The 21,822-nt window shown below is 71.8% G+C and carries 16 protein-coding genes and 1 riboswitch; of the genes, 9 read left to right on the top strand and 7 right to left on the bottom strand.

Translation table 11 applies throughout. The features are described 5' to 3' along the window. Positions 1-467 precede the first annotated feature (467 nt). From E1285_RS30575 to E1285_RS30545, 7 genes are all read left to right on the top strand, one after another. Positions 468-1,946, top strand: coding sequence for a hypothetical protein (locus E1285_RS30575; protein WP_132158035.1), 1,479 nt, complete (start codon positions 468-470; stop codon positions 1,944-1,946). A 133-nt stretch (positions 1,947-2,079) separates the two neighbouring features. After that, positions 2,080-4,590 (top strand): ATP-binding protein, encoded by a 2,511-nt coding sequence (locus tag E1285_RS30570; protein WP_132158034.1) that lies wholly within the window; start codon positions 2,080-2,082, stop codon positions 4,588-4,590. Then, positions 4,587-7,142, top strand: a complete 2,556-nt coding sequence (locus E1285_RS30565; RefSeq protein ID WP_132158033.1) for a type IV secretion system protein — start codon at positions 4,587-4,589, stop codon at positions 7,140-7,142. Before E1285_RS30570 ends, E1285_RS30565 begins: the two co-directional genes overlap by 4 nt. 45 nt (positions 7,143-7,187) lie before the next feature. After that, a complete protein-coding gene (locus tag E1285_RS30560; RefSeq protein WP_132158032.1) occupies positions 7,188-7,820 on the top strand; it encodes a hypothetical protein in 633 nt (210 codons plus the stop codon). Beyond that, entirely contained in the window at positions 7,817-8,872 is a 1,056-nt protein-coding gene (locus tag E1285_RS30555; RefSeq protein ID WP_132158031.1) for an NlpC/P60 family protein, read from the top strand. The genes E1285_RS30560 and E1285_RS30555 overlap by 4 nt, the downstream gene beginning before the upstream one ends. 124 nt (positions 8,873-8,996) lie before the next feature. Beyond that, entirely contained in the window at positions 8,997-9,758 is a 762-nt protein-coding gene (locus E1285_RS30550) for a Mut7-C RNAse domain-containing protein (protein ID WP_347814109.1), read from the top strand. Continuing rightward, positions 9,755-10,141, top strand: a complete 387-nt coding sequence (locus E1285_RS30545) for a (deoxy)nucleoside triphosphate pyrophosphohydrolase (protein ID WP_132158029.1) — start codon at positions 9,755-9,757, stop codon at positions 10,139-10,141. The genes E1285_RS30550 and E1285_RS30545 overlap by 4 nt, the downstream gene beginning before the upstream one ends. 385 nt (positions 10,142-10,526) lie before the next feature. Here the strand turns inward: E1285_RS30545 and E1285_RS30540 are convergent, their stop codons facing one another. Beyond that, positions 10,527-11,543, bottom strand: a complete 1,017-nt coding sequence (locus E1285_RS30540) for an NlpC/P60 family protein (RefSeq protein ID WP_243723154.1) — start codon at positions 11,541-11,543, stop codon at positions 10,527-10,529. Between the two features lie 7 nt (positions 11,544-11,550). Then, positions 11,551-11,685, bottom strand: a riboswitch (cyclic di-AMP (ydaO/yuaA leader). 255 nt (positions 11,686-11,940) lie between these two features. Between E1285_RS30540 and typA the strand changes: the two genes are divergently transcribed. Further along, positions 11,941-13,794, top strand: coding sequence for a translational GTPase TypA (gene typA, locus E1285_RS30535; RefSeq protein ID WP_132158028.1), 1,854 nt, complete (start codon positions 11,941-11,943; stop codon positions 13,792-13,794). 103 nt (positions 13,795-13,897) lie between these two features. Here the strand turns inward: typA and E1285_RS46865 are convergent, their stop codons facing one another. Then, positions 13,898-14,380 (bottom strand): FHA domain-containing protein, encoded by a 483-nt coding sequence (locus tag E1285_RS46865; RefSeq protein WP_207946938.1) that lies wholly within the window; start codon positions 14,378-14,380, stop codon positions 13,898-13,900. An 18-nt stretch (positions 14,381-14,398) separates the two neighbouring features. On the opposite strand from E1285_RS46865, the gene E1285_RS46860 reads away from it, so the two are divergent. Beyond that, positions 14,399-15,280: a hypothetical protein gene (locus E1285_RS46860; protein ID WP_207946937.1), complete on the top strand. Its 882-nt coding sequence runs from the start codon at positions 14,399-14,401 to the stop codon at positions 15,278-15,280. Here the strand turns inward: E1285_RS46860 and E1285_RS30525 are convergent. The 5 genes from E1285_RS30525 to E1285_RS30505 form a co-directional block, all read right to left on the bottom strand. After that, entirely contained in the window at positions 15,217-15,966 is a 750-nt protein-coding gene (locus E1285_RS30525) for a 4Fe-4S single cluster domain-containing protein (RefSeq protein WP_243723153.1), read from the bottom strand. The two genes, E1285_RS46860 and E1285_RS30525, sit on opposite strands and share 64 nt — an antisense overlap. Continuing rightward, entirely contained in the window at positions 15,963-17,897 is a 1,935-nt protein-coding gene (locus tag E1285_RS30520; protein WP_132158026.1) for an AAA family ATPase, read from the bottom strand. Before E1285_RS30520 ends, E1285_RS30525 begins: the two co-directional genes overlap by 4 nt. Positions 17,898-17,948: 51 nt before the next feature. Next, a complete protein-coding gene (locus E1285_RS30515) occupies positions 17,949-19,106 on the bottom strand; it encodes a response regulator receiver protein (RefSeq protein WP_132158025.1) in 1,158 nt (385 codons plus the stop codon). Next, positions 19,103-21,472: a serine/threonine-protein kinase gene (locus E1285_RS30510; protein ID WP_132158024.1), complete on the bottom strand. Its 2,370-nt coding sequence runs from the start codon at positions 21,470-21,472 to the stop codon at positions 19,103-19,105. Before E1285_RS30510 ends, E1285_RS30515 begins: the two co-directional genes overlap by 4 nt. Positions 21,473-21,484: 12 nt before the next feature. Next, on the bottom strand, positions 21,485-21,822 hold a 338-nt coding region (locus E1285_RS30505; protein ID WP_132158023.1), incomplete at its 5' end, for a DUF4282 domain-containing protein.

Genomic DNA, 21,822 nt, shown 5'->3' with positions numbered 1-21,822 from the left:
CGCCACGCCAGGTCGGATTGCCGCACCCGTCTGAGGCGCCGCAGCCCGGCCCGTCACGCGGGGCTGAGCCGTCACGCGCGAGCGAGGCGCCGCGCCCGGCCCCGCCATCGGGTCGGCCGGACGCGCCGGGTCAGGTCGGTGTGCCGCACCCGTCTGAGGCGCCGCAGCCCGGCCCGTCACGCGAGGGTGAGCCGTCGCGTGCGAGCGAGGCGCCGCGTCCGGGGCCGCCGCGTTGGGCCGATGCGCCGGGTCAGCCCGAGGTGCCGCACCCGTCCGAGGCGCCGCAGCCCGGCCCGTCACGCGGGGCTGAGCCGTCGCGTGCGAGCGAGGCGCCGCGTCCTGGGCCGCCGCGTTGGGCCGACGCGCCGCGGCAGCCCGAGGCGCCGCATTCCGACCCGTCGCGCGGGGCTGAGCCGTCGCGTGAGGGTGAGGCGCCGCAGCCGGGTGAGGTGGCGCAGGGCGAGCAGGTGCGTCAGGCGGAGGGAATACCCGCGGCGAGGTCTTCTGGTGGGGAGACCGGGGACAAGAAGGTCGCCGGAGAGAAGAAGCCCGCTCAGCGCAGGGAACCCGAGCGTGCGGTTCCGCCCGCGGCCGCGGAAACGCCCGCCGACGAGCGGGGCGTGCGGGAGACGCGGCGGGATGTGCCGCGGCCCTGGGCGCCCCCGCAACGGGAGGCCGGGCGGCCGCCGGTGACGCGGCCGGAGGTCCCGAGGCCCACGCGGCCGGACATCCCCATGGTGCCGGGGGCCTTCGGGGCGCGGCCCGGGGAGGCGGCCGAGCCGCCCGCGGCCGAGACGCCCCGGATGGAGGCGCCGCGGCCCTGGTCGGAAGGGTTGTCCAAGCCGCAGCAGCGTCCCGAGGCGGATGCTCCCGTGTGGCCCGCCGCCCCGGAGGCCGGGCCCGCTCCGGTCGAACAGGCTCCGGTCGAACAGGCGCCGGTGGAGGAGGAGGCGCCGCCGCGTGAGGTCCGCTCGCAGCCGGCGTCGCCCGTGCGGCCGCGGCCGCTGCCGCCTCCGCCGGCCCCGCCGCCGTCCGGTCCGGCGATCACGCCGCCGGACCCCGAGCACGAGGTCAGCGGCGGAGGGCTGCGGCGGCTGTTCCACGCCGTCGGCGGCGGGCACGGTGATGTCGACGCCGACTACCAGCAGCGGCTTCAGCAGCCGTTCCACGGGACGCGGCACGTCGTCGTGCTCGGATGCACCGGCGGGGCGGGGCAGACGGTGACCGCGCTGATGCTCGGGCACACGTTCGCGCAGCACAACGGTGAGCCGGTCGTCGCCATCGACGTGAACCCCGGGCCGGGCGCGCTGGCGCGCCGGACGCGCAGCGACACCAACGAGACGCTGACCGGGCTCATCACGCGCGCCGACCAGGTCGGCAGCCTCACCGCGATGCGCCGGTACACCTCGCAGGCCAAGTCGGGCCTCGACGTGATCGCCGCGGGCAAGAACCCGCTGCAGGCGCTGGACGACCGTGACTACGCCCTGGCGATCCGCACCATCGACAAGTTCTACTCGGTGACGATGCTGGACGCGGCGGCCGCGGTCGTCGCGCGGGTCCTGCCGTACGCCGACCAGATCGTGCTCGTCGCGCCGGCCAGCGCCGACGCGCCCCGCGCGGTCGCGATGACGTTCGAGTGGCTGGACGGTCACGGCTACGAGGAACTGCGGTCCCGCGCCGTGACGGTGATCAACGGGGTGAGCCGCCGCAGCATGGACGACGTCGAGCAGGCCGAGGCCGTGGCGCGGGGGCGTTGCCGGGCGCTGGTGCGCATTCCGTGGGATGATCACCTGAGCATGGACCGCGCGCCGCGCAACGAACTGAAGTCGTTGCGGACGCCCACGCGGCGTGCCTATCTTGCCCTCGCCGGCGTGGTCGCCGGTGGTTTCACCGTCATGCCCGAGCGTTACCAGGAGCTTCAGCAGGAGCAGGAGGCCACCCGATGAGCGCCCCTCGCGGGCATCGAGCGGAGACCGAGGCGGACCGGGCGTCCCTGGCGGGCGCGCCTGACCTGGATGGCCGCCCGGACGGGAAACACTCTCTCCGGCAACCCTGCGCGGTCGCCGGTGTACCGGGACAATGCGGTGCGGGGGTGAGCGTGTGAGCAAGTCCAGCAGGCTGGCGGTGCGGTACTTCGACGACCGCGTGCTGTTCACCGACACCGGCGCCTGGGCGTACTTCCGGCTCCCCACGGTGTCGTACGAGTTCACCACCGGGGAGGAGCGCGAGGCGCTCGCCACCAACATCACCATCGCCCTAGCCGGCATCCGCATGCAGGACGCCGAGGTGCACCTGCGGATCGCGCACCGGACGTACCCGGCGGCGGACTGGGCGCTGGCGCTGGACCGGACCTCCGATGCCGGGCCCGGGTGGCGGGAGTACCTGGAGGAGACCTACGCGCACGTGTGGGCCAAGGACTTCTGGACCAAGGAGGTCTACCTCGGGGTCCGGCTCGGTCCGCGCGGCATGGGCGCGCAGCTGTCCGGCGGTGTGCTGTCGCAGCTCCTCGGTTTCTACAAGCGCAGCGAGAACGTCCTCGGCGTCCACGACGACTCGATCGACAAGAAGGAGATCGCGCGCTGGACGGAGCAGGCCGAGCGGGTCGGGCGCGCACTCGGCGGATCGGCCCTGTACGCGAGGCACGCCACCTCCACCGAGGTGGCGTGGCTGTTCCAGCACGCGGTGACGGGGTCGCTGGCCGATCCGCCGCCGTCCGCCGTCCAGCGCAGGACGTGGGGCAAGGGCGAGATCGAGTCGCTCGTCGAGGGCGCCATCCACAACGGCCGCTCGTACCTGAGGGTCGAGCAGCCGAACTACACCGGCGCGGGCGGCGGCGCCACGGCCGAGTCGTACGTCGCGTACCTGTCGTTCACGCGGTTCCCCGACCTGATGCCGTTCCCGGACGGCGAACCGTGGCTGCACTACGCCGACGCCCTCGCGTTCCCCGTGGAGATCAGCGCGCGGATGAAGCTGATCCCGCCCGCCAAGGCGTCCAAGGACGTCTCGCGGAAGCTGGCGCACGCCCGGGACATGGACCAGCACATCCGGGAGGCGGGCGCGGAGGCGCCGATCGCGCTCGCGGAGCAGATCGACGCGGCGCGGATGCTGGAGCACGGCATCGCCAAGGAGCGGCTGCCGTTCGTGTACGGGTGGCACCGGCTGATCGTGTCCGCGCCCACCGAGGACCTGCTCGCCCAGCGGGTGGACGCGGTCGTGGAGCACTACCGCGACATCGGCATCGACGTGGTCAACTCGACCGGCGACCAGTTCTCGCTGTTCCTGGAGTCGCTGCCCGGCGACCAGATCAGGCTGAACGCCTACGCGCAGCGCCAGCCGCTGCGGACGATCGCGGGCGGTATGCCGGTCGCGACGGTCGATCTGGGCGACCGCCCCGACGAGAACGAGGAAGGCTGGATCGGCCCGTACATCGGCGAGACGCTCGGCCGGGCCCGCGCCATCGTGCACTTCGACCCGCTCGTCGCCGCGGCCCGGAACCGTCCGACCGCGGTGGCGATCACGGGTGAGCCCGGCGGCGGGAAGACCACGCTCGCGCTGCTGCTGATCTACCAGATGGCGCTGCGCGGGGTGACGATCGCGGCGATCGACCCGAAGGGCGACGCCGAGTCGCTGGTGGAGCTGCTCAAGGCCCGGGGGCGCAAGGCGCGGATCCTGCCGCTCGGATCGGCGGCGCCCGGCCTGCTCGACCCGTTCTCGTTCGGCGACGACCTCGCGACCAAGAAGATGATGGCGACCGAGACGCTGCGGCTGCTGCTGCCGCGGATGTCGGAGGAACGCGAGTCCGCGATGATCCAGGCGGTCACCGCGGTCGCGAACGCGGAACGGCCCTCGCTCGGACGCGTCGTCGACCACCTCGAAGGCAACGACGATCCGGCGTCCAAGAACCTCGGCGCGGTGCTGCGCTCGATGTCGGAGATGCATCTCGCGCGGCTGTGCTTCGACCCGTCCGGCGGTGAGCGCATCGACACCGCCGGGTGGACGACCGTGTTCACGCTCGGCGGCCTGACCCTGCCGGACGTCGCGATCCCGCGGGAGGACTACTCCTACGAGCAGCGGCTGTCGGTGGCGCTGATGTACCTGGTGTCGCAGTTCGCGCGGCGGCTCATGCACGGCCTGGACCGGCGGCTTCCCAAGGCGATCTTCCTGGACGAGGCGTGGGCCATCACCTCGACGCCCGAGGGCGCCAAGCTGGTGCCCGAGGTCTCGCGGATGGGCCGGTCCCGCAACACGGCGCTGATCCTGGTCTCCCAGAACGCAGGCGACCTGCTGAACGAGCAGGTGACCAACTGCCTGTCGTCGGTGTTCTCCTTCCGTTCCAGCGAACGCGTCGAGGTCGGCAACGTGATGTCGCTGCTCGGCGTGGAGGCGTCCGACGAGCACAAGGCCGTGCTGCGCAACCTCGGCAACGGCGAGTGCATCTTCCGTGACCTCGACGGCCGGGCGGGGCGCATCGGCGTCGACCTGATCTCCGCGGATCTGCAGCGCTGGCTGGACACCAACCCGACCCGGTCCCGTCCGGGTTCGTCCGAACTCACCGTGGCGGGGGCCGAGGTCGAGGAGGTCAGTGGATGAGGGGCTTCCGGCAGCCGGAGGCGCGCCTGCAGCGCTCGCCCGGCGAAGGGCTCGACCGCGCCGTGCTGCGCTCCCGGTCCCGCCCGGCCCGGCGCCGGCGCCGCGGCGGGCGCCGCTCGGCGATGCTGCTGATCTTCATGGCGCTGTTCATGCTGGGCCCGCTGTCTCCGGCGTCCGCGTCGGTTCCGAATCCGGACTTGTGGACGCCGAACGACGCGTGCAGCCCGGCCGCCAACCCGGCGCCGGAGCAGTACGGTTCGGGGACGGACGGCATGATCAAGCCGCCGAACTATCCGGACAAGGAGCTGAAGGGCACACCGGTCGAGAACCTGACCTACTACGACCGGTACGGCATGGCCGGGCAGTACTGGTACGCGGTCGACATGGGCTGCTCGGACGCGATGTCGATGATGGGCAACGCCGTCGCCAACACCGTGTTCACGCTCGTCCGGGCGATCGACCGGACGACGATCAGCGTCTACCAGGCGGCCGCGACGCCGTCGCTGCTCGACTGGCTGAAGGACACCGTCGATGACGTCATCACCACGATGGGTGAGACGTTCAACGCGCGCTACTGGTCCTGGGTGGTCATCCTCGGGGCGATGTGGCTGGCCTGGTGGGGCCTCGTCCGCAAGCGGGCGAGCAAGGTCACCGAGGGCGTGATCTGGATGGTCGTCGCGATGGTGGCGCTGGTCTGGCTGATCGCGCGGCCCGCGGACTTCACCACGCTCGGGACACAGACGTCGGCGGCGACGAGCGCCGCGTTCGACGCCGCGTTGCCGCAGAGCGGCACAGCGGGCGGGGTGTGCATCCCGCAACCCGGGAACAAACCGGATCCCGCGGCGTCGGAGAACCTGGACGAGACGACCCGGAACGCGAACAGGCTGTGGGTGGCGCTGGTCTGCAAGCCGTGGCTGCAGGGCCAGTTCGGCACCACCGACCCCAACGCCGCGATCGTCAAGGAGAACGCCGACAAGCTGCTCTGGTCACAGGCGGTCGACCTGCCGGAGACGCACGGCCCGAACAATGAGCCGGACCTCGATAAGAAGGCCGACGCCTACAAGGAGGTCGCCACCAACATCGAGAAGGAGCATCCCGCGGCGTATCCGCTCTTCCAGGGCAAGAACTGGGGGAACCGGCTGGCGGTCGCGTTCGGTGGGCTGTTCGCGGCGCTCATCGCGGGAATCCTCATCATGGTCATCGCGGTCGCGCTGATCGTGGTGAAGATCGCGTTCCTGCTGCTGCTGGTGGCGGGGCCGATCTTCCTCGGGATCGGGATCCATCCGGGCATCGGACGCGTGATCGCCATCCGCTGGCTGGAGTTGCTGCTGTCCATGCTGCTGAAACAGGCGGCGCTGATCGGCGTGCTGTCGCTGCTGTTGTGGGCGTACGGGCTGATCCTCAGTGAGACCCTGCCTTGGGGGCTGCAGATCCTGCTCATCGCGCTGGTGACGGGCGCGGCGTTCGTCTACCGCAGACCGTTCCAGCATCTGTTCTCCGCAGTGGGCTACGGCGCCGTGGGGGCACGGGAGAAGAGCGAGACATCGCTCAACAGGTCGGTCTCCGAGGCGCGCAGGAGCACGCTGGCGGTCGCGTCCGCCGCACCGGCCGGGGGCGGTTTCGTCCGCTGGGCCAGGCGTGAGGCGACCTCCGAGGCCGTCGCGCCCGCCGCGCAGGGCGACGGCACGGCCGCCACCACGATCGCGGCCGACCGGCGGGGATCCGGGACGGGCGAGAACCCGTCGCCGGAGGACGCGCCGGTGCTCGCCGCCAAGCCGCGCGGCGCGGGCACGACGGCGGCGCAGCAGGGACGTTCCCGGAAGGGCGCCCCTCCGCTGAACCTGCCGTCCCGCGCGCTCGGTGACCGTCGTCAGGACGGTGCCGCAGCGGGTGCCGCGGACGGCGCCGCCGCCGGTGGAGCGGGGGGCGGTGTCGTGGGCGGCGTGGCCGGAGCGAGAGCGGGCGGCGGGAAGAAGTCAGGCGGCTCGGGCGCGGGCACGGGCAACGCACGCCCGACCTCGTGGACGGGACGCGGCGGAACCGGCGGCGGTGTCACCGGCGGAGGTAGAGGCGGTGGCGGCTCCGGCGGCAGTGGCGGCGGTGGCGGTTCCGGCGGCAGTGGCGGCGGTGGCGGTTCCGCGCGAGGTTCCGGCGGTTCCGGCGGCGGGTCGGGTGGCGGTTCCGGCGGCAACGGCTCCGGGAACGGGGCTCGCGGAGGCGGCGGCTGGTTCGGTGGCAGCGGACGTTCGTCGGGTCCCGGCGATCGTGGCCGTGGACGCGCGGGCGGTGGCTCCGGCGGAGGTTCGGGCGGCTCCGGTGGTGCTCCCTGGGGCGGATCCGGCGGTTCTGGCGGGTCCGGCGGCGGTTCCGGGTCGGACGTTCCCAGGCCGCGTACCGGTGCGGGCGGCGCCCCCTCGGGTTCCCCGCCGCAGCGCGACCGGCAGCAGCAGCCCCCGCCGCTGTGGGGCCGGCGCAGTTCGCAGGAGGCCCCGCCGATCCCGTTCTGGCTGCGTCCGCCGGAGCGCCCGTCGGGCGAGGGGGATCGGGACTAGTGAGCCGCACCCACCAGGTCTCCCCAGCATGAAGAAGATCCAGCGATGAACCTGAACGACCGCCAGCGCAAGCTTCTCTTCGGGGGACTCGTGGTGGTGCTCGCCGCCGTCGGTATCTACCTGACGATCGCCGCGCCGGAGAGCGGGCCGGACGGCCCGGACGCCCGCCCGACGGGCGCGCCCGCCACGACGGGCCCCGCGTCCCCGCCGCCGGGGATCGAGGGCACCGTCGACCCTGGCGAGTTCGACATCTACGGCCTGCTGCCGTTCGACCGGGAGGAGTTCGCCAACGCGGGGAACCTGGCGCAGCGGTTCGTCGCCGCCTACGGGACGTACCGCTTCGACGAGACCCCGCAGGCTTACACGGGGCGGTTGTCGGGCCTGGTCACCGAGGAGCTGGGGGCGCAGCTCGAACGGGACGCGGCGACGCCGGGGATCCTGGAGGAGCGGCGCCGGGAGCAGGTCGTCGCGGAGAGCACGGCGACACTCGACGAGGTGCGCAACATCGAGGCGAACTCGATCGTCTTCGTGGTGTCGGGACGGCAGAAGGTCACCGAAAGCGGCGGCGAGAGCAGCGACAGCAAGCGGTACGCGGTGACCGTGGCGAGGGAGGGCGGCTCGCTGAGGGTGTACGCCTTCCAGCCGGCGGATGTGGGGCAGGCGGGTGACACGGGATGACCGCGCGCCGCCTGCTGCTCGTCGGGGCGCTCGGCGTCGCCGCGGTGCTCTTCGCCGGGCTGGTCTTCGTCCCGATCCTGTTCGGTGCCGGCCGGTTCATGTTCAGTGGCGGGGGCAACTGCGTGGACGTGTCGGAGGCCGGGGCCCAGCCCGAGGCGGCCGGCGACGCGGAGGCCATCCCCGCGAACTACCTCGGCGTCTACCAGGAGGCGGGCAAGAAGTACGGCATCCCGTGGAACCTGCTGGCCGCCGTCGGCAAGGTCGAGACCGACCACGGCAGGTCGGACCTGCCCGGTGTCAGCAGCGGCGAGAACTACGCGGGCGCCGGCGGCCCCATGCAGTTCCTCGCCCCGACGTTCAAGGCGTTCGCGGTCGACGGGAACAAGGACGGCCGCAAGGACCGCTACGACCCGGAGGACGCGATCCCGTCCGCCGCCAACTACCTCAAGCACTCCGGCGCCCCGGACCGGATGCGGAGCGCGCTCTTCGCCTACAACCACTCCTGGGATTACGTGAACCTCGTCCTGGACTGGGCGAAGAAGTACGCCGGCGGCGACTTCGAGGCCGTCGAGGCCAACGGCGTCGAGTGCGAGGACAACGAACTGCCCGCGAACGTCGGCGACGTCGTCCAGAAGATCATCAAGTTCGCGATGGCGCAGCGCGGCAAGCCGTACGTGTTCGGCGCGAACGGCCCGGACGCGTGGGACTGCTCCAGCCTCCTCCAGGCGGCCTACCGGCAGGTCGGGCTGGACATCCCGCGCACGACCTTCCAGCAGTGGCCGTTCGGCGTGAAGATCGACAAGGGCAAGGAGCAGCCCGGCGACCTGGTGTTCTTCAACTCCGGTCCGGGGACGTCGTCGGACAACCCCGGCCATGTCGGGATGGTGATCTCCGACAACAAGATGATCGTGGCGAGTTGCTCCACATGCGTCCCGGCGATCGGAGTGAAGCCCTACAAGCGCTCCGACTGGATAGGGGTGACGCGGCCCCTCGCGCGCCCCGACTTCCAGAAGAAGGTCGGCGAGCTGGCCGCCGGGCAGCCGGGGAGCTGACCCGGATCACCGGAAGCGGCGCCTGCCGATGACCAGCAGGATCCCCGGAGACTTCGGCGGAACGCCCCGCCGCGGCATGAAAATGCGGCGGGGCGCCCCGAGACCGCGTGGCATGCTGATCGGCGTGGAGCCCGAGATAACCATCCGAGTCGCCGACGAACTCCTGATGTTCCTGCCCGCCACGCGGCGGGAGCGCGTGAGCCGCGTCCCCCACGACGGAACCTCGACGCTGGGCCACCTCGTGGAGTCGCTCGGCGTGCCACTTCCCGAGACCGGCCCGATGACGATCGATGGCGAACCGGCCGGCCCCTCGACCCGCCCGAACGCCGGCGCCGAGGCGCGCGTGGAGACGGTCCCGCGCCCCCAGCCCGTCCCCCTGGAGCCGGGCCAGACCGCCCCCCGCTTCCTCCTGGACGTGCACCTGGGCACGCTGGCACGCCGGTTGCGTCTCCTGGGCCTCGACACCGCCTACCACAACGACATGGACGACCCGGCGCTGGTCGTCCAGGCGAACGAGGAACGCCGCGTGCTGCTCACCCAGGACCGCGGCCTCCTCCGCCGCCGCGCGCTGTGGTTCGGCGCCTATGTCCGAGGCTCTCGCCCCGACGCCCAGCTCCGCGACGTGCTGGACCGTTTCGCCCCCGCCCTCCGGCCGTGGACCCGCTGCACCGCCTGCAACGGCGAACTGGTCCCGGTCGACAAACACGAAGTAGAGAACGACATAGAAGCGGGTACACGTCGCAGCTACGACATCTACGGCCGCTGCGGGAACTGCGGCCAGGTGTACTGGCGCGGCGCGCACGGCGACCACCTTGAGAGGATCGTCGAGGACGCGACACGCCTGGTGGGAGCCAAGAGCGACACGGAGAGGAGCTGGTCCTCATAGATCTCGTGGTGGTCGGCGCTGCGATCATTTCGGACGGCCGCCTGCTGGGTGCCCAGCGAGCCGAGCCGCCGCACATGGCGGGCGGCTGGGAGCTGCCCGGCGGGAAGGTCGACCCGGGCGAGTCCGACGAGGACGCCCTGGTCCGTGAGTGCCACGAGGAACTGGCCGTCAAGATCCGCCTCAAGCACCGGATCGGCACCGACTGGCGCCTGAGCGAACGAAGCCTGCTCCGAGTCTGGACAGCCGAGATCCTCGAAGGCGAACCCCGCCCCCTGGAGCACCTCGCCCTCCGCTGGCTGACCCCGGACGAGCTCTACGACGTAGCCTGGCTCCCAGGCGACCTCCCCGTAATAGAAGCCCTAGCCCACCAGGGCTTCTCTTGACCCACCCCGCCCAACCAAGCCCGCCGTCACCCAAGGCCAGGGCCCGGGGCCGGGGCGTCGAGCCCCAAGAAGCCAGCCCCCCCGCAGCGAGCCGCCAGGCGAGCCCGAACCGCCGTTTGATCGCAGACCGGCACCCCCTATGGCGCAAACCTCAGCCCCACCGCAACCACGCGACAACCCCAACAGTCGCGATCGCGTCCGAAGGCAGGTTTCGAGCGAAGCAAGAAACCTGATCGCGCAGCGAGCCGCAAGGCGAGTCGGAGCGATGCAGCGATCGCACGCGTTTTTCTCTTCTTTCGGGCCCCCAAGGCCCGAAAGAAGAGAAAAACGCAATAAATACGAGGGCTTCCCACCGCGCCGCGGGAAGCCCTCGTACGTCTCTGGCTCAGGAGATGCGGTTGGCTCCCGCGTAGTCGGAGCGGTCTGACAGCTTGGAGATCTTCACCACATCGCCGGTCTGCGGGGCGTGCACGTACTTGCCGTCGCTGAGGTAGATGCCCATGTGGTGGAGGCTGCTGCCGAAGTAGACCAGGTCACCGGAGCGGAGCTGGCCGCGGGAGACCTTGGTGCCTTCGCCGAACAGGGCACCGGTGTAGTGCGGCAGGCCGGGCTTGCCGATCTGGCCGTAGGCCCAGACGACGAGCCCTGAGCAGTCGAAGCTGTTGGGACCGGAGGCGGCCCAGACGTAGGGCGAGCCGAGCTTGCTGAGCGCCTTGCGGGCCATGTCGGCCGGCGGGCCCGATCCCTTCACGGTGGCGCGGAGGCCGCTGCGGGGGTCGCTGACGCGCGTGGTGGTGAGCTTGTCCAGCCGCTTCATCACCTCGGCGACCTTTTTCCGCGCCGTCTCGCGGGCCTTCTTGGCCTCCTCGGTCGCCTTCTCGACCTGGACGGTCTTGGCCTCCGCGGTGCGCTGCGCGGTCTCGGCCGCCTCGATCTGCTTCCGGAGCGCCTGGATGGCGGTGGCCTGGCTCTGGGTGAGGTAGGCGCGTTCGGACAGGCCCTCGGGGGAGCCCTCGGCGCCGAAGATCAGGTCGGGCGACCCGGCCATGTAGTTCGCCGCGGCGAGGCGTCCGAGCTGCTCGCGGGCCGGGACGGCCTGGGCGCGCAGCGTCGCGGCCTGCCTGGTGGCGGCCTGCTCGGCCTTCTTGGCGTTGCCCAGGTCCACGCGCGTCTTGTTGTACTTCTCGGTGAGGATCGCGGCCTCTTCGTTCAGCTTGTCGAGGCTCTTGCGCAGCCCCTCCTCCGTCGTCGGCATGGGCGTCGGGGAGGCCGCCGAGGCGGCGAGCTGGAACGGAGACGAGGCGTGGGCGGTGACGGGCGCGGTGGTGCCGAGGCCGATCAGGAGCATCGTGGCCGTGGCGGCGGGCGTGATGCGCCGCCACCTGCGGGGTGCCGGTGCCAAGCCGGTGTTCTCCTCTCCTCGTGCGCCTACCGGGTTAGCTGACGGGTTCGGGCCAGGAGCCGCCCTACGACTCGCGTCGATTCACCCCAGGGACGTGGGTCCCCGGCTCTCCCGTACACGGGAGATTCGGCGCTCCGGCCGCAGCCCCGGGGGGTGGGACTCCGGACGACCGGATCTCGGGCAGATTACAAAGAACGTGCAAAGTTGGCGAATCGGGCCCCTGTGACGGCCGGTGGCGGCGGTCGGTGGTGATGGCCGGTGGTGGCGGCCGGTGGTGGTGGCCGGTGGTGATGGTCAGTACGGGCGCTGCAGCGCGGATGGCGGGCGCGGGCAAGTAGAATGGGGTTTGCCGCGTGTCTGCGGCGATCCCCGAACTCTCACCCAAGGCGAGCCTCGCATGCCCATCTCCACGCGCGACGACCTCCGGAACGTCGCGATCGTCGCCCACGTCGACCACGGAAAGACGACGCTGGTCGACGCCATGCTCTGGCAGTCCGGGGCCTTCCGCGAGAACCAGCACGTCGACGACCGGGTGATGGACTCCGACGACCTGGAGCGCGAGAAGGGGATCACGATCCTCGCCAAGAACACCGCCGTCCGGCACAACGGGCTGACGATCAACATCATCGACACCCCGGGCCACGCCGACTTCGGCGGCGAGGTGGAGCGCGGGCTGTCCATGGTGGACGGCGTGGTCCTGCTGGTGGACGCCAGCGAGGGCCCGCTCCCGCAGACCCGGTTCGTGCTGCGCAAGGCCCTCGCCGCCCGGCTCCCGGTGATCCTGGTGGTGAACAAGACCGACCGTCCCGACGCCCGCATCGACGAGGTCGTGGACGAGACGTACGAGCTGTTCATGGACCTCGACGCCGACGAGGACCAGATCGACTTTCCGATCGTGTACGCGTCGGGACGCGCCGGCCGTGCTTCGCCGGACAAGCCCGCCGACGGCACCATGCCGGACAGCGACGACCTGGAGCCGCTGTTCCAGGTCATCACCGAGACGATCCCGGCGCCGTCCTACGACCCGGACGTCCCGCTGCGGGCGCACGTCACCAACCTGGACGCCTCCAGCTACCTCGGCCGGATCGCGCTGTGCCGGGTGCACTCCGGAACGATCAAGAAGGGCCAGCAGGTCGCCTGGTGCCGGCGGGACGGCAGCATCGAGCGGGTGAAGATCACCGAGCTGCTGATGACGGACGCGCTCACCCGCAAGCCCGCCGAGGAGGCGGGGCCGGGCGACATCATCGCGATCGCCGGCATCCCCGACATCATGATCGGCGACACCATCGCCGACCCCGACGACCCGCGGCCGCTGCCGCTGATCACCGTGGACGAGCCGGCGATCTCCATGACGATCGGCACCAACACCGGGCCGATGGCGGGACGCGAGAAGGGCACCAAGGTCACCGCCCGGATGGTCAAGGACCGGATCGACCGCGAGCTGGTCGGCAACGTCTCGATCAGGGTGCTGCCGACCGAGCGTCCGGACGCTTGGGAGGTGCAGGGCCGCGGTGAGCTGGCGCTGGCGATCCTCGTCGAGAACATGCGCCGCGAGGGTTACGAGCTGACCGTCGGCAAGCCGCAGGTGGTCGCCAAGGTCGTCGACGGCAAGAAGCACGAGCCGGTCGAGCGCCTCACCGTCGACATCCCCGAGGAGCACCTCGGCGCCGTCACGCAGCTGCTCGCGATCCGCAAGGGCCGCATGGAGCAGATGACGAACCACGGCACCGGCTGGATCCGGATGGAGTTCCTGGTCCCGGCGCGCGCCCTGATCGGGTTCCGCACCGAGTTCATGACCGAGACCCGCGGCACCGGCATGCTGCACCACGTGTTCGAGGAGTACGAGCCCTGGTTCGGCGAGCTGCGCACCCGTCCGTCCGGGTCCCTGGTCGCCGACCGCTCCGGTGCCGCCACCGCGTACGCGATCACGAATCTGCAGGACCGCGGCACGTTCTTCGTCGGGCCGACGACCGAGGTGTACGAGGGCATGATCGTCGGGGAGAACTCCCGGGCCGACGACATGGACGTCAACATCACCAAGGAGAAGAAGCTCACGAACATGCGGTCGTCCACCGGTGACGAGCTGGAGCGGCTCACTCCGCCGCGGCTGCTGTCGCTGGAGGAGGCGCTGGAGTTCTGCCGCGAGGACGAGTGCGTCGAGGTCACCCCGACCGCGGTCCGCATCCGCAAGGTCGTCCTGGACGCCAAGGACCGCGAGCGCACGCGCGCCCGCTCCAAGCGCGCCGGCTGAGTCTCCCCTTGAGCAGACCGGCCTGAGCGACCTGGCCAGAGCAAAAAGGGGCGGCCCCGCGGTCTTGAGAACCGCAGGGCCGCCCTTTGACGTGCTGCTCAGTTCAGAGCTGGACGGTCCCGGTCACGTCGGCGGCCAGGCGGAGCTGGTCACCGTTGCGGAGGGGGGCCTCCACACCGCGGGGGAGCCGTTCGCCGTTGACGAAGGTTCCGTTGGTGGAGCCCTCGTCACGCACCCATGCCGTTCCAGAAGGATCGAGCCACACCGTCGAGTGGCGCCGCGACACGTTGTCGTACTGCGTGAACGTGGACGCCACCGGCGACTGGCCCGCGTCCCGGCCCAGCACCAGGTGCTGCCCGACGGAGACCTTCAGCTCGCCCGTCGGGAACATCATGCGCAGGACGGGCGTGCCCTGCTGAGGCAGCGGGCGCAGGCACGAGTCGCACTGCGCGGCACCCGGGTTGCTCAGCACCGCCTCGCAGTACGGGCACATGAACGCCGTGCTGTCGGGGGCGGGTGGACGCTGCTGGCCCTGGTTCTGGTCGGGGGGCAGCAGCGTCGCCTCACGCCCGGGCGGCGGCGGCATCGGTGACTGGCCGCCCCCGTGCTGAGGCCCGGGCTGCTGGGGCGGCGGACCGAACCCGTGGTCGGCCGGACCGGGCTGCGGCATCCCGTACTGGTCCTGCGGCTGGTACTGCGGTTCGCGCTGCTGGTACTGGTCCTGCGGCGGCGCGTACTGCTGATCCTGCGGTGGCGCGTACTGCTGGTCCTGCGGCTGGTACTGGTCGGGCATCGGAGGCTGCTGCTGCGGCGGCTGAGGCCCGCCCCACGGGTCCTGCTGCGGTTGCTGCTGCGGCTGCTGGGGCATGTTCCACGGATCCCCGGGCGGCTGCTGCTGAGGCATCGGCGGCTGGCCGCCCCCGTGCTGGGGCTGCCCTCCTTGCTGATGGTTCTGCGGCTGGCCGTACTGGGGTTGCCCCTGCTGGGGCTGCCCGTATTGAGGTTGCCCTTGCTGGGGTTGCCCGTGTTGAGGTTGCCCCTGCTGGGGCTGGTCGGGTACGGGCGGCGGGCCCCACGGGTCCTGCTGCTGTCCCGGCTGCTGCTGTTGCGGAGGGCCCCACGGGTCCTGCGAGGGGCCGGGCGGACCCGGCGGCTGGTGCGGGGCCTGCTGCTGGGGGGCCTGCTGCTGGTAGGGGTCGTGCTGCTGCGGCGCCTGCTGGTACGGCTGACCGTGCTGCGGCGGGGCGCCGTAGGGCTGACCACCCTGCTGCGCCCCCTGCGGCGGGTATCCCTGCCGCTGCTGGTCGTCGTACCCGCCCGGCGCCTGCCGGTGGGCGCCGCCGCCGGCGCGGGCCAGGTTGGCCCCGCAGCTCATGCAGAGCAGGTCGCCCGGCTGGAACGGCTCGTCACAGACAGGACAGTTCAAGGTCGCCATGACACATCCCCCGAGCGCACCCCGGCGCGGTCGAGCCTCGACGTGAGGTGATCCATGTCACCTCTTCGCGGGATCCCGATGTAGTACACCCGCCTTCCCTCCGGCCCTTCGTCCACGGACACCTGTACTCGGGGCCCTGTATCTTCTCCAGTCTTCCCGATGCCGGCCAGTGCCCCGTACCGTTCACGCCCCAGTGGGGACAGTGGCACGACGCGTTGGTTGGCCGACCCCCTCCAGAGTAGAGAGCCACCCTCGGAGTGTCGCCCCTCAGGGTTGAGCCGGTCGACGTACGGCCCCGTGATCACGGCGTCACACATGTCCAGGATCTCGCGCGTCTCACCGGTGCGGGCGAGCCGAGAGTAGACATATCCGCTGTAGACCAATATGTCCAACGCAATCGTCTCACGGTCGCGGTCGTCTCGCCACGCGCGGAGCCCCCTCAGCAGAGCCGCCAGCGCGGCCGGCTGCTGGAACGGCTCACCACCGGAAACGGTCACCCCGTCGACCGGCCCGGGCAGGGAGTCCAGCCAGCCGAGCACGGCCTCGACGGGGACGGCCTTACCCGGGTCGGCGTCCCAGGTGTCCCGCGACAGGCAGCCGTGGCAGTGCAGCGTGCAGCCCTGCGTCCAGATGCCCGCACGGGTGCCGGGGCCGAGAGTGGTCACCGGATAGTGCGCCTTGGCGAGAAGAAGCGTCTCCGCCGGGCCGCCCTCGGTCACCGGCCGCCCCGCGGTCACTTGAGATCCACATGGACGATGCTGCCCTCACGCCGGATGCCCGTCACGGTGACCTTCTCGTCCGGAATCAGCTCCCGGTCGAACAGCGCGCGTGCCAGCGGGTTGACGAAATACGACTCCAGCGCCATGCCGATGCCGCGCCCGCCCTTGTCCAGCTCCTCCGTGCACCACTCGCGGAGCGTCCCCAGCGCCTCGCTCTTCACCGCGAGGACGAGCCGGTGCTCGTCGGTGACCCGCCGGCAGATGTTCGCGAACTGCAGGTCGAAGATCTTGTGCGCCGCCTCGCCGGCGATGAAGTCGAACACCACGATGTTGTCGCCGAACCGGTTGAGCAGCTCGGGCCGGTTCAGGACCTCGGTGAAATGTCCGGCGACGGCGCCCTTGATGCGCTGCTCGACCTCGTCGTACGACATTCCCGGTGTGATGTTCTGCACCCTGGCGCCGGCGACCCGGTCCGCCGGGCCCTGCGCGGACGCGTCGCGGGTCGTCAGGTCATGTCCCGCGACGAACATCCCGAGGTTCGAGGTGAAGATCAGGATCGACTCGGAGAAGTGCACGGTGTTCCCGCGCCCGTCGGTGAGCCGGCCGTCCTCGAGGATCTGCAGGAACTTGTCCAGGATCCGCGGATGCGCCTTCTCGATCTCGTCGAAGAGGATGACCCGGAACGGGTCCTCGCGCACGGCGTTGGTCAGCTCCCCGCCCGCCTCGTGGCCCACGTACCCGGGCGGGGACCCGATCAGCCGGTCCCCGGAGCCCTCGCCGGAGAACTCGCTCATGTCGAAGCGCAGGTAGGCCGACTCGTCCCCGAAGACCAGCTCGGTGATCGCCTTGGCCAGCTCCGTCTTGCCGGTCCCGGTCGGGCCCGCGAAGAACAGCACCCCGCGCGGACGGCTGCCGGACCGGGTCGCCTGCGCGCCCGACAGGCCGAGCACCGCCCGCTTGAGGATGTCGAGGGTCTTGGTCACGGCCTGCGGCTGCCCGATCACCCGCTCCGGGACGCGCTTCTCGCCCTCCAGCACGCGGCGCCGCAGGTGCCCGCGGCTCCACGGGTTGTCCAGCACGCCCAGCTTGTAGGTGCGGACCGCGTCCGGCAGGTCGGCCAGGTCGACGTTGCGCTCCTTGGCCAGCCGCGTCACCTCGATCATCGACTGGAGAGTGAGGCCGTCGGCCTGCTCGGCGAACGCGTCGCACGCCGCCGCGGCGACCTCGTCCGCCCCGACGTCGCTGACCCCGAACGCGCGGGCGAGCAGCCGCGCGGTCTCCTGCCGGTCGCCGAGGTGCGGGCGCGGGATCGTGATCTCGCGGATCGTCTCGTTGTCGGCCGTCAGCCACGGCGGCAGGTCGCCGGGCCGCTCCACCAGCCACACGATCGGGTTGTAGAGGGGCTTCGGCCGCGGGCCCTTCACCCGGACGGGCCGGGCCTTGCGCGACAGCTTCGCGCAGAACCGGAAGAAGTCGCGTTCGGCCGGCTCCAGATCCGTCGGGGTCCGGGCGATCCGCGACGCGCCGTCGATCACGAAGGCGGCGCGGACGTTCTCCTTCGGCCGGGCCACCGCCTCCAGGTGCCGGGTCAGCGCCTCCAGGGACGGCTTGTCGTCCGGCTTGATCTTGCCGAGCAGCCGCTCGGCCTCCTGCACCGGCTCGGCCCCGTCCGGGTCTCCGGCGCCGGGAATGATCTGGAGCCCGTCCACCGGGTCGTAGACCGCCATGAACGACGCGCCGCTGGAACGCAGCGTCTCCCACAGCAGGCTGCGCAGCGGCAGCAGCTGCCCGTGCCCGCCGCCGCCCTCCGCCGACGGCGTGAGGAAGCTGTCGTACAGGTTGCCCGACAGGACGTACTGGGAGTGCACCGAAAGGGTCGCGTCCAGCTCCCGGATGAACGGCGGCCACCCCTGCAGCCGCCCCCCGAGAGTCGGCGATTCAATGCTCATCCGGTCGGCTCCACTCCGCTACGATCACGCGCCCCCTGCGAATCCGGCACGTCACGTGTGACGCTCGCGATGGCGTTCGCGTTGGCCTGCACGGCCCCTAGTCTGCCCTGACCTGGCCGACACCGGCAGCTCGCGCACCCCCGGCTCCAGCCGCCACGCCACGTCCGAGCGGATCCCGGCGTCTCGCAGGCGGTCCCTGGCGGCCTCGAACGCCTCGCACCACTCCTGCTCGCGCTCCACGTCCACCCGCCGGTCGTCCTCGCTCGCCGCGGGCCGCTCGCGCACCATCGACGCCCGCACGTGCGCGGCGTCGTCGACCCGCATCCGGACGCTGTGGTCGGGCCAGCCGCCCTTCGTCAGCGTCACGGTGCCGTCCTCGGCCGTCAGGGTCTCGAATCCGGCCTGGACCTCGTACCCCAGGTCCTCGAACGCCGCGGTGATCGAGTCGAGGACGTAGCGGCGCTCGGCCTCGGCCTGCTCCGCGGCGTCGCGCTCGGCCGCCCGCCGCCGCTCCTGCTCCCGGTGCTCCTCGGTGCGGCGGTTGGCGGCCTGGATCCGCAGCCGCACCTCCTGCAGGACGCCCTCGGCCTCCTCCGCCGTCCCGATCCCGGCGAGCAGCCCCGCCGCCTCGGCGACGTCGCGCCGCTCCGCCTCCGCCACGTCCGGCAGCAGCCGCGCCATGATCCTTTCGAGGTTCCGCCGGACGTCGTCCTGCCGGCCTTCGCGTTCCCGGACGTCCTCGCTCCGCGGCGGTGGCGGCGCACTCCGCTCCGTGTCGGCCTGGAGACCTTCGGCGGGGGCGGTGAAGACCTGCGTGGTGACCTGGGCGGCGAGATGCTCCGACAGGCGACGTTCCACCTCGTCCAGGACGGGGTCGGTGGCGGCGCACCAGGCGGTCAGTTCCGCGGCGGACTGCTCGCCCGGCTGGAGCCGCTCGGGAAGCGCCACCTCCGCGCCGATCTTCGCGCCGGTCTCGGCCAGCGCCGCGATCCGCGCGTTGCGCTCCACGACCTCCCGCAGGGCCCGCTCGTGGGACTCGACCTCGGCCAGCGCCGCCGCCCGCGCCTCCGCGCGTCCCTCGGCGAGTGCGGCCAGTGCCTCCGCACCCCGGCCCGCCAGTCCCGCGCCATGCCCGAGAACGCGGTTCATGCCCAGGCTGAGCACCACAGCGGCGTCCAGGACGACATCCGCCTCGATCCCGCTGCTCAAGAAGGTCCTCCGATCGTGCGCGTCTGGCGCCAGCCGTGCAGCCGGACGCCCGCCGCCACCGCGTGCGCGGCGGGGCCGACGATGAGGAGCAGGAGCCACAGCATGCTCGCGATGGACGACAGCGCCCCGAACAGCAGCAGGAGGAGCAGAAGGGGGATCGTTCCGGCGAGGAGCAGGAACCCGCACCCGCGCCGCCCGGTGCTCTGCGCCGCACCCGTCATCGTCTGGGACGCCTTCGACAGGCCGCGGCCGCCCGTGCTGGCGAAAGTGGAGATCGCCGACCAGGGTCCGTGCGGCAGATAGTCCTTGCCCTGCGCCCGCGCCAGGAAGACTTCGCTTCCGCAGTGCACCGCCCAGGCGAGCACGGAGAGAACGGCAAAGACGCCGAACGAGACGCCAGACGAAGACGACTGAAGCCCGATCGACGCCGTCTCGTTGTCGTCACCACCGCCGAACAGCGAGCCCACGACCCAGCTTCCGAGAAGCCAGAAGAACAGGAACGGCAGCGTCCAGAGCACGGCCCGCGCCATCGCCGAACCGCGCCCGGCGAGCCGCTCCCGTTCCCGCTCCTCCCAATGCGCGCGGAGCGCCTCGTCCCGCTGCCGCGCCGTGTCCCGGTCGCGCGCCCGCGCCTCGGTCTCCACGACGGCCTCGGGCGCCGCGAGCGTCACCGCGAGGAGCCGCAGCGGATCGTCGCCCGCGCCGTCCGCCAGCCACGTGAACCACGCGACCGGCTCGGCGATCGACTCGCGCGCCCGCGCCGCGCCCTCGGTGAGCAGCCGGTGCGTCTCCGCGGGACGCGCCGCCAGCGCGAGCAGCGTCAGCAGGACGACGGGCGGATCCTCGGCCCCGGCGTCGGGCAGCCGCCTCGCGAGCCCCTGCGGCATCCCGTCCTGCCCGCGCAGCCAGCGCGCCAGGTCGTTCCACGCCGGGACGTGGGCACGCCACTGGTCATCGACCCGGGCCAGGTCCGCGCCGGTCTCGAACCCGGCGAGGACGTGCAGCAGGTTGTGCTCCCACAGCGCCCTCCCGATCAGGCAGGCGGTGCGATGGTCGGCATGGCGGCGATCCTCGGCGAGGACGGCGAGGCCGGGCAGATCGCCGGCCGTCAGCCGCCGCCCGAGGAAATGCGGGGGCAGCGCCGGATCGAGCCACCGCACCAGGTGCAGCAGCTTCACGTCCGAGGGCAGGCCCGTCATGAGGTAGCCGTCGACGAGCCCGATGCGGCTGTCGTCCGGGATCTCCGCGAGCCATTCGCGCAGGCTCCGCCACGCCTCGCCCGACTCCCCGCTTCCGAAGAAGTAGCGTGCTGCCTGATCCCAGTTCTCGACGAGCGCTCGCGCCAGCTCGTCCCGCCGGGTGTAGCGGTGCCCCCTGAACGGAAGCCCGGTTCCCGCCCCGGCCTCGACGGTCTCCTCGGCGACGGGAGGCGAACCGCCCTCCATCCACTCGCCGACCTGCTCGCCCGTCCACCTTCTGCGCGGATCGCGGGCCAGCAGCCCCTGGCACAGCAGCCGCAGCCTCGGGTCGGCGACGTCGTCCGCGCTCACCGGACGCGTCGCCAGATGGTCGACCACGACGGTCTCGCTCAGCCCCTCGAACGGCGCCCGGCCCGTGGCCAGCTCCCGGACGATCATGCCCAGCGACCACCAGTCGCGGGCGGGCGACACCTGCCCCGACAGCGACTCCGGCGCCGCGTAGGCCAGCGTCCGCGACGACGAGGCGAACACCACGCTCTGGTCGAGCACCTTGCTCAGCCCGAAGTCGGCGATCGCCAGCCGCACCGGATCGGCGTCCAGCACCAGGACGTTCTCCGGCTTGAGGTCGCGATGGACGATGCCCGCCCGGTGCAATGCCGTCAGCCCCGCCGAAAGCTGCGCCGCGATCTCACCGGCCGTCCCGGCCGGCTGCGGACCCTCCTGCATCAGCGCCCGCAGGTTGCCGTCCGGCGCGTACGCGGCCACCTCGTAGTCGCGCCCGTCCGCGTGCCCGGTCTCCAGGATCCGCAGCACGTGCGGGGAGTCCAGCGCGGGCAGCTTCGCCCACACCTCCCGGTCCGCGCGGTAGCCGCGGCGGAAGATCTTCGCGACGTACTCGTCGCCGCGGGCGTCCCGCACCAGCAGCAGGTCCGACTCGGCGCCCTGGACCGGCAGCTCGGCGACCGCCTCGTACCGCTCGCCGAGCACCGCGGGGAGCCGCATCAGCGGATCGTCGGCCGCCTGCCCGTCCCGCCATGTCTCCGACGCCGAACGCGGCCCGGGGACCCGGGCGTCGCGCCGCGTCCCGCCCGCGTCCCGCCGCGTGTCGCGCGGCGTGTCTCCCGGTGGAGGCCCGCCACCGGGACCCGTCCCGCCGAACTCGCCCACCAGCAGCTCCGTCTACTTCTTGTCCTTGATGACCCGCAGATACTCGCTGATCTTGAACTGATTGATCACGAACTCCATGAGGATCCGGATCGCCAGTAGCTGAATGAGCCACAGGAACGGAGCCGTGACGAGCATCGCGAAACCCAAGAGCGCCGCGTCCCGTTCCATCCAGTCAAGTCCGTACCCCACCAGCAAGAGCGACACCAGGGTGATCGGAACCAGCGACGCCGCGTAGACGATCTTGGCGACCTTGGCGGTGACCATGTGGTCGAAGTTCAAGTCGAACAACGCCCCGATCAGACTCTTCCGCGCGGGATCGCGCGGGGGAGGCGCCCAGCCCTGCTGCTGGT

The organism is Actinomadura sp. 7K507, from assembly GCF_004348425.1.
Taxonomy (GTDB): Bacteria; Actinomycetota; Actinomycetes; order Streptosporangiales; family Streptosporangiaceae; genus Spirillospora.
The sequence above is the reverse complement of the archived record's forward strand: the minus strand, read 5'-3'. Positions and strand labels throughout refer to the sequence as shown.

What these genes read in the sequence shown, in the direction of transcription:
- E1285_RS30555 (WP_132158031.1), top strand. Translation starts at nt 7,817, where the DNA reads ATGACCGCGCGCCGCCTGCTGCTCGTCGGGGCGCTCGGCGTCGCCGCG.
- typA (WP_132158028.1), top strand. Translation starts at nt 11,941, where the DNA reads ATGCCCATCTCCACGCGCGACGACCTCCGGAACGTCGCGATCGTCGCC.
- E1285_RS30560 (WP_132158032.1), top strand. Translation starts at nt 7,188, where the DNA reads ATGAACCTGAACGACCGCCAGCGCAAGCTTCTCTTCGGGGGACTCGTG.
- E1285_RS30520 (WP_132158026.1), bottom strand. Translation starts at nt 17,897, where the DNA reads ATGAGCATTGAATCGCCGACTCTCGGGGGGCGGCTGCAGGGGTGGCCG.
- E1285_RS30570 (WP_132158034.1), top strand. Translation starts at nt 2,080, where the DNA reads ATGCGGTGCGGGGGTGAGCGTGTGAGCAAGTCCAGCAGGCTGGCGGTG.
- E1285_RS46865 (WP_207946938.1), bottom strand. Translation starts at nt 14,380, where the DNA reads ATGCCGCCGCCGCCCGGGCGTGAGGCGACGCTGCTGCCCCCCGACCAG.
- E1285_RS30565 (WP_132158033.1), top strand. Translation starts at nt 4,587, where the DNA reads ATGAGGGGCTTCCGGCAGCCGGAGGCGCGCCTGCAGCGCTCGCCCGGC.